Origin of the sequence: Mesorhizobium sp. L2C084A000 (assembly GCF_000502875.1) — a bacterium.
GTDB lineage: Bacteria > Pseudomonadota > Alphaproteobacteria > Rhizobiales > Rhizobiaceae > Mesorhizobium.
Genome location: NZ_AYWX01000005.1, coordinates 203,250 through 215,918 on the forward strand (window position 1 = coordinate 203,250; position 12,669 = coordinate 215,918).

Consider the following 12,669-nt stretch of genomic DNA (forward strand, 5'->3'; position numbering starts at 1 on the left):
ACTGACGCAAGGACCTCGGCCATGGCTGATCAACCGGACAATGCCGCCGCCGTTCAGCCGGTTGCCGTGGCGGTCGAAGCCAGCAGCCTGCGCGATCAGCTGATGACGATCCGGCGGGCGCTGGCGGGATCGCCGGTTCGCAAATGGTTGCAGTGGACATCGGTCGGCATCATGGCCGTGATCATCGCAACGTCGATCGGCCAGGTTCTGCTCAACCGCTGGAACCAGCCTTTCTACGATGCGCTTGCGCGCCGCGACATGGCGGCCTTCCTGCACCAGCTCCTCGTCTTCGCGATGATCGCCGGCGGGCTGCTGGTGCTCAATATCGGCCAGACCTGGCTCAACCAGATGATCAGGCTCAAACTGCGCGAGGCGCTGACGCTGGATCTGATCGATCAGTGGATGCGGCCGGCGCGCGCCTTCCGGTTGGCCAATGCCGGCGCCATCGGCGTCAATCCCGACCAGCGCATGCAGCAGGACGCCGCGCATCTGTCCGACCTGTCAACCGATCTCGGCGTCGGCCTGCTGCAGTCGTGCATCCTGCTGGTGTCCTTCGTCGGGGTGCTGTGGGAGCTGTCCTCGGGCTTCGTGTTCCACATCGGCGGGACCTCGCTGGCCATACCGGGCTACATGGTCTGGGCCGCCATCCTTTACGCCGGCATCGCCTCCTGGCTGAGCTGGCTGGTCGGGCGCCCGCTCATCCGCCTGAACAGCGACCGCTATACACGCGAAGCCGAGCTGCGCTCCTCGATGGTGCGCGTCAACGAGAATGTCGATGCCATTGCGTTGTATCATGGCGAGGCCGACGCCAGGCGGCGGCTCGAACTCGATCTCGGCACGGTGCTGGGCGCCATGCGGCGCATCTACGCCGCCCAGATCAACCTGTCCTGGGTGACCGACACCTATGGCTGGATCACCGTCGTGGCGCCCATACTGGTCGCTTCGCCGGTCTATTTCTCAGGTGATATCAGCTTTGGCGGGCTGATGATGGCGGTCGGCGCCTTCAACCAGGTCCACTCCTCCTTGCGCTGGTTCATCAACAACATCGGCAGTATCGCCGATTGGCGCGCCACGCTGATGCGCGTGGCCGATTTCCGCATCGCGCTCGATGAAACCGATGCGCTGCACGACACGGAAAAGCGCATCGCCTTCGGCCAAAACGTCAATGGCAGCCTGACTTTCGAGAAGCTCGAAGTGACCTCGCCGGAGGGTTGCACCAGACTCGCCGACTCGCATGTCGAAATCCGCCCCGGCGAGCGCGTCATGATCACCGGCGACCCCGGTGCGGGCAAGACGCTGTTCTTTCGTGCCATTGCCGGCCTGTGGCCATGGGGAAGCGGCCAGATCGGCCTGCCGGCGGGAGAAACCCCCATATTCGTGCCGCGCGTGCCTTATTTTCCGGTCGGCACGTTGCGCGAAGTCCTCGATCACCCGAACGGGCCCGCGCCGGCGAACGATGCCGACATTTCGGCGGTGCTGGCCGAGGTCGGTCTGGGACGGCTATCCTCGTCGCTCGACCGCGCCGGGCGTTGGGACCATGAGTTGGGCGATGACGAACAACGCTCGCTGGCCTTCGCCAGGCTCGCGTTGCGGCAGCCGAAATGGTGATCATCGATGAGGCGCTGGATGCGTTCGACGGCCCATCGCTAAGACGCGTGCTGTCGATGCTCGATAAGCGTTTGCCGGGGACAGCGATCCTCAACATCGGGCGCGGCCAGCACAACAACCACTTCTTCCCGCGCGCGTTGACGATCATCAAGGATTCTGGTGCGCCAGCCCTGAAGCCCGCCCGCGTCAGAGCCGGCGCGATCGAACCGCCGCCAGCCGCCGCTCGTCGCAAGAAATGAGCTGATTTCCGGGCGGGGGAAGCAAAGCTTTATTTTGCCGTGATCGCGAGGGAAGCTCCTTGGGAGAAACATCTTGGCGACGGCCATGCTTGATGCTCTGCGCCTGCTTGCCTGTCTTGCCTGCGCCCAGGCTGCCCCGGCCGCCTCGCCGCCGGATGCGCTCGCCGTCGACGTCGAGCTGGTGCTGGCGGTCGACATCTCGCTGTCGATGGACGAGAAGGAGTTCGCCCTGCAGCGGGCCGGTTATGTCGAGGCGCTGCGGCATCCCGACTTCATCAAGGCTGTCCGCGCCGGCGCCAAGGGCCGCATAGCGCTGACCTATTTCGAATGGGCCGGCACGGTGCGCGACGACGCGGTCATCAGCTGGCAGATTATCGATAGTGCCGAGAGCGCGAACAGCTTTGCCGACAAGGTCGCGGCTCGTCCGTTCCGCAGCTTTCGCGGCACTTCGATTTCCGGCGCGCTGGCCTTCGGCACCGAGCTTTTCGACCGCACGTCTTTCCAGGGCGAACGCAGCGTCATCGACATTTCGGGCGACGGACCGAACAATATCGGGCCGCCGGTCACCGCAACGCGTGATGCGGCGACTGCCAAAGGCATCGTCGTCAACGGCCTGCCGATCCTGATCAGCCCGTCGCCCACCTTCAGCCATCTCGACCAGTATTATGCGCAGTGCGTGATCGGCGGACCCGGTTCCTTCGTGCTGCCTATCTATGCCGCCGCGGAGTTTTCGACAGCCATCCGGCGCAAGCTGCTCCTGGAAGTGAGCGGCATTCAGGACGAGGTGGGAAGCATCCCCGTCGACGCGGCGACGCCGATAGACTGCCTGCAAGGCGAACGGGACAGGCGGTTTCTATCGGATCCGTATTTTCCCGAACTTGACCGTTGAGCTCTCGACAGAGGGGTTAACGCGATCCGGAGGAAAAACCGTTCCACAATTTCCCGGAATCCCTCTCGGTTTAAGCGGGCCGGGCACCAAATTGATTGCGAAACTCGTTGGACAGATCGCGGCGCCAGCGCCGGCCGTGGACATAGCCTTGCATCAATTCCGGCAGCGAATAGCCAAGCGTTTTGGATGAACGGTTGGCCATGTAGCCCTGAAATGCCTCCGGTATCCTGCCTCGCAGGATGTCGGCGATGAGCTGCCGCGAGATCATGTAAGGCGGAATGTGCGGGTAGGCATGGGCAATATGCGGATGTTTGCCCATCAGGTTCGCATAGGCCTCGACATAGCCGTCACGGCGGCCGGAAATCGAGTTCTCCGAATTGTATTTCGTCCAGTCCAGATCCCTGGACAACTGCGCACCGAAGCGCCGGGCAAGGCGCAGCAGCAATTCGCGATCCTGCATGCGGGTGATGTCGCTGTCGTAGCCGCCGATGGCCAGCAAGGCTTCGCGGCGAGCGGTGATCGCGGAGCCGGCAATGAAGATGGTCTGCCCAACCAGCGTCCGCTCCAGCATTGCGGGGCTCACGAACGCCTCGGGGTTGACGCAGTTTGTGATGCGATTGCCTTTCAGGGACACGAACGAACTGATCAGCACTTGCAGTGCAGGATTCTCATCGAACCAGGTCAGGGTTCGTTCAAGCCGGTGCGGCATGTAGATGTCGTCGGAATCGAGGAACGTCACCAACGGTGCCCGCGCGCGCTCGATGCCGGCATTCCTGGCAGCGTTGGCGCCTCGCCATTTCGCCCCGACATAGATCAGCCGCGGGTCCTGGATACGGGCCAGCGCCGCTTCGGTTCCATCGGTCGAACCATCGTCGACGACAATGTGCTCAAGCCTCGACATGCTCTGGGAGAGTACGCTTTCCACGGCGCGCAACACCGTTTCGCGTCGGTTGTGGGTCGGCGTAATGACCGTGATGAGAGGTGTCGGTTGGATCCCGGCCATGTCTGTCAGCTGTTTCCTGCGCAGGGTTGCGCGTCTGTCCAGGACTTTTCGATTTTCAGAACGGTCGAATGGATTGGACTTCCCTTCCTCTACACCGCATCACAGTCGGCGCGACGCTACAAAAAACGACTGCCCCTGTCACCCACCGTGCCGGTACTCAATCCGCGCGAGACAACGAATCCCCGCTGCTAGCGTTCCAATTGCAACAGCACCGCCGCACATAGCATTGCGAATCACCATGGAAGCAACCCATCATGACAGGTAGCATACATCTCATTACCTCAGACGTAATCGCTTAGCGCTCGGCGTTTGGTCAGATTGCCCATGCGAGGCCGGCAACTCGGCTTCGATGACAAGGGAGTCCAGTCATGGCCGCTTACGCCGTCGCCCATATGCGCCAAGCCGCAATGGGTCCGCAGATCGTCGAATATCTGCACAAGATCGATGCCACGCTGGAACCTTTCGGCGGCCGTTTTCTGGTTCATGGCGGCGATGTGGAGGTGATCGAGAACGACTGGCCTGGCCATCTGATCATCATAGAATTTCCCGACAGGCAGCATGTGCGTGGCTGGTACAATTCGCCCGCCTACCGGGCGATACTGGCGCTGCGCACGGACAATTCGGAGGCCGATGTCGTGTTCGTCGACGGCGTCGAACATCCGCACAAGGCCACGGATGTTCTGGAACAATCGACGGGTCAAGGATCAATTGGACGCTGAACCGCGGTTCAAGGAATGGCGGTAAAGCGTCTAGCTGTGCCCAACATAGTCGGGCACAGTTTCAATTTTGTCACGAACCATGCCAGTCGCAAAACTGAACTGGCCCCAAAACGCCAAACCATAAAATGCCTGACCGACAATCAGAGAAAAGGGAACCTGCCAAAGCGGCATCCCCGTTTCCCGGGCATGGCCTACGATCCGTCGTGTCGTGCGCCATGACATGGTGAGCCACCGGCTGAAAGACTTGACTATCCGTCGCGCGCGGCTCGGCGAATTGAGCGCAACGAACTTCCGGTCGGCGTCGCGACCTGTAACCAGGGCGCGCCAGTAAAAGAACCGCCAGCCCCGCGGCGAATAGTGATAAACGCGTGCGTCGACATTATGAATTTTGTGGCCCTCCCGCAGCAGTTCGCGCATCAGCAAAGTGCAGGAAACCTTGAAGCCGTTATGTTTTGGAAAAGGATGGCTGACGATCCACTCGCGTCGAAACGCTACATTGTTAGCGTTGATCGCTCGCTTCGAGGCAAATCGCCCGTCTCCACGGGCCATCGGGAAAAACCAGATCAACGCAAACGTTCTTGAAAAGAAATCGTCGTATGAGAGGTATGTATATCCGTTTGCGCAGATAACTTCAGAGTTTTCAAAGGGCTCAAGCAGTCCTGGTAGCCATCCTGGTTCCGCGACCACGTCGGAATCCATAAAGATGACGATATCTCCGTCCGATGCCAGCATGCCGTTGTTCTTCAGGTCGTAATATCGGCCGCCAGGGAAAGCCGTGAAGACGAGTTCGGCAACCTGACCGAGCTGCGGGGCCTCATTCGAAATCTCACGACGCAACGCATCCTCGTCCGACTCTGCTCCCCCGTGAGAAATAACGATCCTTGGTCGCACTAAACCGGTTGCTGAAACCGATGTGATTTCCCGAGCCAAGGCCTTCATCCCAACGCCGATCTCGTCCCAGTCGATCGATTTTGCATTCTCCATTTCGACGACGAGTGAATACGTTGGACGCTCTTGAGCCATATCTGAACCGATCAAGTTATTAGTGCCGATGTGGCTATAACGCTCTCGGCGGGCTGTCAAACCAGCGTGCAATAAGAATTTGTGCTCGTGATCGCCATGGACGGCGATGCGCTTTGATCAATAACATCGCATCTCTGGCGCCCCTGGATGCTTCGTGTTCTCGTACAATGCCGTTCGATCAGATCGAGAACCTTGAGCTCCTCTTTTTAAGAAAACCGCGACGGCAATTGTTGGCATGGAAGTTCGACGTGTCAGAATATTCCGCCAAGAACCGCTCTCTCCACTCCTCATTGATGGTGTCTCGTTGAATATCGAGGCCCGAATCGAGATCAGACCCGGGTTTCAAGACAAGCTTGGCGTCGACCAGAGATGCAGCCCTTTCAAGGCAGGTCCGTGGATGTTCAAGGAGTTCTTCGTATGTCAGTGATAGGAAGGACAATCCGTTTTTTGCAAACCAGACATCCCAGGCCAGATTTTCCAGGATGATTTTTTCAAGCGAGTCCGCGATTGCTTTGCCGTCGTAGCATGGTCTCTTCTGATCGGCCTCGGTAGAGCGGAACCGACCACTCTGACGAGCGCGGGTCCACGAAACTGCTTGACCAACGAGGTCCCCACGCGTCAACCGCATATAGCGCAGCTTTGGAAGGCTTGCGGGGAGATCCACGGTTTTGGCAACCTGTGAAAACTGGCTGGCAAACAGTTTGACCGCGTAAATCCCGGAGGGAGACCGCCCGTCCTTCAGTGCATGCAAAACCTGGGCACGGGGGTCGCGGGGATAGTTCGGCATTTCTAGAACACGACGGCCCCCGAACCACTCGAGTGGGTTGCCAAGCCCGGTGGCTGCCATCAATCCGGCTAGGTGGTTGCTGCCACTGCGCGGTGAGGTGCAGATGAGAATTCCGGCTTTCAACCCAGCCCGCATGTCCGGTGGGATTTCAATTGGCAGAGGGCGCCTACGAAAGAGATACATGGCGATCAATATTACCGTTTCAGCAAGAACACTGCCTGCTGGCCGAAGAAGTTCCAGAACCACCACGGCATCGACAGGCCGATCTTCTGGCCGGCGGCGTCGAGAGCGGTTGCCTTCTCGACGGTCGCGCCGAGCTCGTCGCACAGATTGACGAAGTCGCGGATGGTGCAGAAATGGATGTTGGGCGTGTCGTACCAGGAATAGGGCAGGTCCTTGGTCACCGGCATGCGGCCCTGGATGAACAGCGACAGGCGCACCCGCCAGTGGCCGAAATTGGGGAAGGACACGATGGCGCGGTTGCCGATCCTGAGCAGTTCGTCGAGCACCAGCTTCGGGTTGCGGGTGGCCTGCAGGGTCTGCGACAGGACGACGAAGTCAAAGCCCTTGTCGGGATAGAATTCGAGATCCTTGTCGGCATCGCCCTGGATGACCGAGAGGCCTCGCGCCACGCATTCATTGACGCCGCGCTGCGACAGCTCAAGTCCACGGCCGTCGACCTGCTTGGTGTCCTGCAGCAATTCGAGCAGCGAGCCGTCGCCCGAACCGACATCGAGCACGCGCGACTGTGGCGGGATGAGGTTGGCGACGACTTCTAGGTCGACGCGCTGGTCGCGGTTGACGCTCATGGCTTCGCCTCCTGCCTGGCGCATGATCTCGATCCGAAAAGCCTGCAATTTTTCGGGGTCATGCGCTGAGCCCTCTCGCCCGGGCCGCCGAGCCGATGAAGCCGTTTATGGCGGCAAACAGTTCCGGCTCGTCGAGCAGGAATGCGTCGTGGCCGCGGTCGGTTTCGATCTCGACGAAGGATACCGATGCGCCGGCGGCGTTGAGCGCATGCACGATCGAGCGGCTCTCCTCGGTCGGAAACAGCCAGTCCGAGGTGAAAGACACCAGGCAGAAGCGGGTTTTCGTTCCGGCGAAGGCATCGGCCAACCGGCCGCCATGGTCGGCGGCAAGGTCGAAATAGTCCATCGACCGCGTCATGTAGAGGTAGGAGTTGGCGTCGAAGCGATCGACGAAGGTCATGCCCTGATGGCGCAGATAGCTTTCGATCTGGAAGTCGGCGTCGAAGCCGAAGGTCAGCGCTTCGCGATCCTGCAAATTGCGGCCGAATTTCCGGTGCAGCGCGGCTTCCGACAGATAGGTGATGTGGGCGGCCATGCGTGCCACCGCCAAGCCCTTTTCCGGGCGTTTGCCGTGCTCGAAATATTTGCCGCCATGCCAGTCCGGATCGGCCATGACAGCCTGCCGGCCGACCTCATGAAAGGCGATGTTCTGCGAGGAATGGCGCGCGCCGGTGGCGATCGGCAGCGCCGAGAAGACGCGCTCCGGATAGCTCGATGCCCATTCCAGCACCTGCATGCCGCCCATAGAGCCGCCGAGCACGCAGAACAGCTTTTCGATGCCGAAATGGTCAATCAGCATCTGCTGCGCCCGCACCATGTCGCGGATGGTGATAATGGGCAGGTCAAGCCCATAGGGCTTGTCGGTGGCGGGATTGGTCGAGGCCGGACCGGTGGACCCAAGGCAACCACCGATGACGTTGGAGCAGATGACGAAGAAGCGATTGGTGTCGATGATCTTGCCGGGGCCGATCAACACTTCCCACCAGCCAGGCTTGCCGGTCACCGGATTGGTGCTGGCGACGTGCTGGTCTCCGGTCAGTGCATGGCAGACGAGGATGGCGTTGGAGCGGGCATCGTTCAGCGTGCCGTAGGTCTGGTAGGCGATCTGGAACGGTGACAGCAGCGTGCCGGCGTCCAGCTTGAGCGGCTTGTCGGATCCAAAACGCAAAACCGGGCTCGACGGTTGGTCGACCTCGTTGTTGGTTTTGCGGGCACGCAGAACGGCCATGACATCCATCTCACACTTTGAGCCCACGCATCGCGCTTGTCGAAAGTCGATGCCGATCCGGGTGTCCGGCCGGCGCGGACAACAAAAAACCGGCATTGCGGTTGCAAAGCCGGTTACAGGATGCAAACGGCCCTTTAGCAAGTTGTTTAACGTGGCTGCAAGCCGACCGGCCAAATCACCACGGAAGTCCGCTCCCCTTCTAGGGCTGTGGCGCGCCGGCGTCAACGGCCAGCCTTGGGCGGTGGCTGTCGCCTCTCGACATTGCAGGCCACGGCTTGTATTTCCGCTGCGGCTTCCCTCAGGAAGCGTTCTCGACGGATTTTGCGACATGAGCCAGACACCGGACCAGGCACGTCCAACCCCGCGCGCGGGCATCATGGACATAGACGCCTATGTGCCGGGCAAGAGCACGGCGCCCGCGGGCGTCGCCAAGGTTCACAAGCTGTCCTCGAACGAGAATCCGCTAGGGCCCTCGCCGAAAGCGATCGAAGCCGCGCGCGAGATTGCCGGAAAGCTCGACGTCTATCCAGATGGCACCGCCAGGCGGCTGCGCGAAGCGATCGCCGAGGTGCATGGTCTCAACCCGCAGAACATCATTTGCTCCAACGGCTCCGACGAGATCCTCGGCCTGCTGGCGCAGACTTATCTGGCGCCCGGCGACGAGGCTGTCATCACCGAACACGCCTTCATGGTCTACAAGATCTACATCCAGTCGGCAGGTGCCGTTCCGGTGACGATCAAGGAAAGAGACGAGCGCGCCGATATCGACGCCATCCTCGCAGCCGTCACGCCGCGCACCAAGATCGTGTTCCTGGCCAATCCCAACAATCCGACCGGCACCTATGTGCCTTTCCAGGAGGTGCGCCGCCTGCATGCCGGCCTGCCCAGGCACGTGCTTCTGGTGCTAGACGCGGCCTATGCCGAATATGTCCGCCGCAACGACTATGAGGCCGGCATCGAGCTGGTCGGTGCTGCCCAGAACGTGGTGATGACCCGTACCTTCTCCAAGATCGGCCTCGGCGGAGCGCGGATCGGCTGGATGTATGCGCCGATGCATATCGTCGACGCCATCAACCGCGTGCGGGGTCCCTTCAACGTCAATGCGACGGCGATCGAGGCCGGTATCGCAGCCATCCGCGACCGCGCCCATGTCGAGCGCAGCGTGGCGCACAACGAGACCTGGCTGGCCTGGCTGAGCGAGGAATTCACAAAGCTCGGGCTGCGGGTAACGCCGAGCGTCGGCAATTTCGTCCTCGTTCATTTTCCTGACGATCAGAAGCATTCGGCGGCGGCGGCGGACGACTATCTGACGGCGCGCGGCTATATATTGCGGCGCGTTTCGGGCTATGGCTTTCCCAACGCGTTGCGCATGACCGTCGGCACCGAAGAAGCCAATCGCGGCGTTGTCGCCGCTCTCACGACATTTCTGAAAAGCTAGAACGCCATGACATCACCGATGTTTGAAAAGATCGCGCTGGTCGGCATCGGCCTGATCGGCTCGTCGCTGGCCCGCGTCATCCGCCGCGAGGGGCTGGCCCGTCACGTGGCCATATCAACGCGCAGTGCGGCGACGCTGGCGCGAGCCGAGGAACTCGGGCTCGGCGATAGCTATACCACCGATGCGAAAGAGGCGGTCCGCGATGCCGACCTAGTCGTCATTTCGGTGCCGGTCGGCTCATCCGGCGCGGTGGCCGAGGAAATCGCGCCGGCGCTGAAGAAGGGCGCGATCCTCACCGATGTCGGCTCGACCAAGGCGTCTGTCATCGCGCAGATGCAGCCTTATGTCCCTGAAGGCGTCCATTTCATTCCCGGCCACCCGCTGGCGGGCACGGAAAAATCCGGCCCCGACGCCGGCTTCGCCGACCTGTTCGACAATCGCTGGTGCATCTTCACGCCGCTGCCCGATACCGACGCGGACGCGCTGGAGCGGCTGTCGGAGTTCTGGCGCCGCTGCGGCGCCAACATCGATACCATGGACCCGCAGCATCACGACATGACGCTGGCCATCGTCTCGCACCTGCCGCACATCATCGCCTACAACATCGTCGGCACCGCCGACGATCTGCAGTCGGTGACCAAGTCCGAAGTGATCAAATATTCGGCTTCCGGCTTCCGCGACTTCACGCGTCTTGCCGCTTCCGATCCGACCATGTGGCGGGATGTGTGCCTGCACAACAAGGACGCCATCCTCGAAATGCTGGCGCGGTTCTCGGAAGATCTGGCGTCCCTGCAACGCGCGATCCGCTGGGGGGACGGCGAAAAACTCTTCGACCTGTTCACCCGCACCCGCGCTGTGCGCCGCTCGATCATCGAGGCCGGCCAGGACATCGACGTGCCCGATTTCGGTCGCCAGGCCGTCGAGCATCCCGCGAAGGGCTAAGTCAGTTTCAGGCTGGCCAGGTCTGCGCAACCATGGCCAGCGTCTCGGCCCGGTTCGGCGCACCAAGCCTGCCGCCGAAGCGCAGGCATTTGAGCGCGGCGGCCGCACTGGCAAAGCGCAAAGCCTGCTCGACCGGCATGGCTTCCGCCAGCCCGACGGCGAAGGCGCCGTGAAAGACATCGCCGGCGGCCAATGTGTCGATCGCCTTGATCTTCGGTGCCGCGACATGGCGCACGCAGCCTGCGCGACGGTCGTGCCACCAACTGCCCGCCGCGCCGCCTGTCACTGCGACAAAAGCGTCGGTGCGGCTGGCGAGATCGGCGCAAGCCGTTTCTGGATCGAGCGCCTGGCCGCAGACAATGCGCGCCGCCGTTTCCGAAGCGACGATGTGCGTGGCGAGCGGCAACAGCTGTTCCAGGATCTGCAACGGTGCGGTATCGGCATCGAGGATTGCCGGCCGGCCGAGGGCGCGCGCCGCTCTCAGGGCAAGGGCTGCCGCACCTGGCCAGCGGACATCGACCAGTACGGCGTCGAATGCCGTGAGGTCGGCGACCGGCAAGGCTTCGGGATCGGCCTGGGCAAGCCCGTCATAGAACGGCACGATGATGCGCTCGCCATACGCGTCGACCAGGATCGAGGCCAGCGCCGAGCGGGCGCCTCTGACGCGGCGCACAAAGGTGCAATCGACGCCTTCGGCCTCGATGCCGGCGATGAGCTGGTCGGCGACGGCATCGTCACCCGCGCTCGCCCACAGCGATACCTCGGCCCCCAGGCGATGCGCGGCGCAGGCAGCACTCGTGGCCATGCCCGAGGCGATCTGGACGCCGTCGGAGGCAATGAACTTGCCTTGATGCACGGGCAGCGTCTCGACGCGCAGGATGGTGTCCAGCGTCAAAGCGCCAACGCTCAGCAGCTTCACGGGTCTTGCCATCGCAGCGCTATTCCACCGGCTTGATCTTGCCCAGCGGAATGAAGCCGAGCGAGGCCTTGCCCCTGACCACCTTCAGCGGCATCGACGGTTCGTTGCCGAGCACCGCCAGGGCAGCAAAGCCCTGCTCGATCTGGCTTTTCTGCTCGGGTATGGCGGCGCCGAGAATGGCCGCCACCGCCTTCGGGTCCTTCAGCCTGATCATCAGATCGGCGTTGATCAGGCCCTCGGCATCGACCGAGAGCGGTCCCGAAACGGTGACGCGCGCCGTCCCCGACGACAGGTCGAGGTTGCGGATTTCGATCGCCTGGCCACGAAGGCTCTTCACCTGCGTGCCGATCAACGCGACACCGTTCTTCAGCGTGACGTCGCCACTGGCATCGAGCGCCGGAAGCACGCGCCCGCCAATTGCGTCGGGGTCGATCTCGAGATCGCCGAAACTGCCGAGATAGTCGATATCCTCACCGTTGGGCTGCAACTGACCCGATGCCTTGCCGGCGCTGAACAGTTGCACCGGATCGGTGTCGTCGGCCGGGTCGGTCTGGCCGGAAAGGCCCTCTGCCTCCAGCGAAATCCGCTGCGGCAGCGGCCACCACAATTTGAAATTGGCCTGCAGATTGTCCCAGTCTATCCACAGCGGCACCATGTCCGGAACGGAGGTCCTGAGCGGGCCGCGCAGATTGGCAACCGGCGACAGAGGCTGGATGATCTGGGCGGCTGCGTTGAAACTGCCGGCTGAAGCCGCAATGTTCTTGGCATCGTCCTCATAGGCGAGGTTGTCGCAGGAGACGGTAAAGCTCAAGGGATAGCCGCTGACCTGGAGATTGCCGCAGCCGGCCTCGACGCCATTCTTGTTGAGCGTGGCAACCGCCTTGTCGGCTTCGCTCCTGACGCGGTCAGCCAGATAGAACCAGCCGCCGCTGTAGAGGGCGAACAGCACGACGATGAATGCTGCAAGCCAGACCACACGGCGACGTTTGTTCGGCTGGCGTTCGTCACTTGACGTCATGCTTTGGCTCTCGTTAACGCATGGGTGTTGCGGACGGGTAGGCGATT

Annotated in this window: 11 protein-coding genes, 1 pseudogene and 1 riboswitch; of the genes and pseudogenes, 5 read left to right on the top strand and 7 right to left on the bottom strand. The window is 61.8% G+C overall.

Going from position 1 to position 12,669, the window contains the following annotated elements; all coding sequences use genetic code 11:
- Window positions 1-21: 21 nt before the first annotated feature.
- Both X735_RS01000000165820 and X735_RS152290 read left to right on the top strand, forming a co-directional pair.
- Window positions 22-1,847 (top strand): annotated as a pseudogene (locus X735_RS01000000165820) (ABC transporter ATP-binding protein/permease).
- A gap of 85 nt (window positions 1,848-1,932) precedes the next feature.
- A complete protein-coding gene (locus X735_RS152290) occupies window positions 1,933-2,736 on the top strand; it encodes a DUF1194 domain-containing protein (RefSeq protein WP_023811084.1) in 804 nt (267 codons plus the stop codon).
- A gap of 70 nt (window positions 2,737-2,806) precedes the next feature.
- On the opposite strand, the gene X735_RS152285 is transcribed toward X735_RS152290, so the two are convergent.
- Entirely contained in the window at window positions 2,807-3,739 is a 933-nt protein-coding gene (locus X735_RS152285) for a glycosyltransferase family 2 protein (protein ID WP_023811085.1), read from the bottom strand.
- 368 nt (window positions 3,740-4,107) lie between these two features.
- Between X735_RS152285 and X735_RS152280 the strand changes: the two genes are divergently transcribed.
- On the top strand, window positions 4,108-4,458 hold the full coding sequence (locus X735_RS152280; protein WP_023811086.1) for a DUF1330 domain-containing protein: 351 nt from the start codon (window positions 4,108-4,110) through the stop codon (window positions 4,456-4,458).
- Between the two features lie 30 nt (window positions 4,459-4,488).
- Here X735_RS152280 and X735_RS152275 read toward each other — a convergent pair whose 3' ends face one another.
- The 4 genes from X735_RS152275 to X735_RS152260 all read right to left on the bottom strand — a co-directional run bounded on the left by X735_RS152275 (window position 4,489) and on the right by X735_RS152260 (window position 8,305).
- Entirely contained in the window at window positions 4,489-5,496 is a 1,008-nt protein-coding gene (locus tag X735_RS152275; RefSeq protein ID WP_245273210.1) for a glycosyltransferase family 2 protein, read from the bottom strand.
- Between the two features lie 163 nt (window positions 5,497-5,659).
- A complete protein-coding gene (locus X735_RS152270; RefSeq protein WP_196815321.1) occupies window positions 5,660-6,514 on the bottom strand; it encodes a Stf0 family sulfotransferase in 855 nt (284 codons plus the stop codon).
- Window positions 6,463-7,077: a methionine biosynthesis protein MetW gene (metW, locus tag X735_RS152265; RefSeq protein ID WP_023811089.1), complete on the bottom strand. Its 615-nt coding sequence runs from the start codon at window positions 7,075-7,077 to the stop codon at window positions 6,463-6,465. The genes X735_RS152270 and metW overlap by 52 nt, the downstream gene beginning before the upstream one ends.
- Before the next feature lie 58 nt (window positions 7,078-7,135).
- A complete protein-coding gene (locus X735_RS152260) occupies window positions 7,136-8,305 on the bottom strand; it encodes a homoserine O-acetyltransferase (protein ID WP_023811090.1) in 1,170 nt (389 codons plus the stop codon).
- Window positions 8,306-8,419: 114 nt separating this feature from the next.
- Window positions 8,420-8,497: riboswitch (SAM riboswitch) on the bottom strand.
- Window positions 8,498-8,633: 136 nt separating this feature from the next.
- Between X735_RS152260 and hisC the strand changes: the two genes are divergently transcribed.
- The gene (gene hisC, locus X735_RS152255; RefSeq protein WP_023811091.1) at window positions 8,634-9,743 is read left to right on the top strand and encodes a histidinol-phosphate transaminase; all 1,110 of its coding nucleotides are present in this window, start codon (window positions 8,634-8,636) and stop codon (window positions 9,741-9,743) included.
- A 6-nt stretch (window positions 9,744-9,749) separates the two neighbouring features.
- Window positions 9,750-10,685: a prephenate/arogenate dehydrogenase family protein gene (locus X735_RS152250; RefSeq protein WP_023811092.1), complete on the top strand. Its 936-nt coding sequence runs from the start codon at window positions 9,750-9,752 to the stop codon at window positions 10,683-10,685.
- 7 nt (window positions 10,686-10,692) lie between these two features.
- On the opposite strand, the gene X735_RS152245 is transcribed toward X735_RS152250, so the two are convergent.
- Together X735_RS152245 and X735_RS152240 are read right to left on the bottom strand one after the other, a co-directional pair.
- The gene (locus X735_RS152245; protein WP_023811093.1) at window positions 10,693-11,616 is read right to left on the bottom strand and encodes a sugar kinase; all 924 of its coding nucleotides are present in this window, start codon (window positions 11,614-11,616) and stop codon (window positions 10,693-10,695) included.
- A gap of 7 nt (window positions 11,617-11,623) precedes the next feature.
- The gene (locus X735_RS152240) at window positions 11,624-12,622 is read right to left on the bottom strand and encodes a DUF2125 domain-containing protein (protein WP_023811094.1); all 999 of its coding nucleotides are present in this window, start codon (window positions 12,620-12,622) and stop codon (window positions 11,624-11,626) included.
- Window positions 12,623-12,669 lie beyond the last annotated feature (47 nt).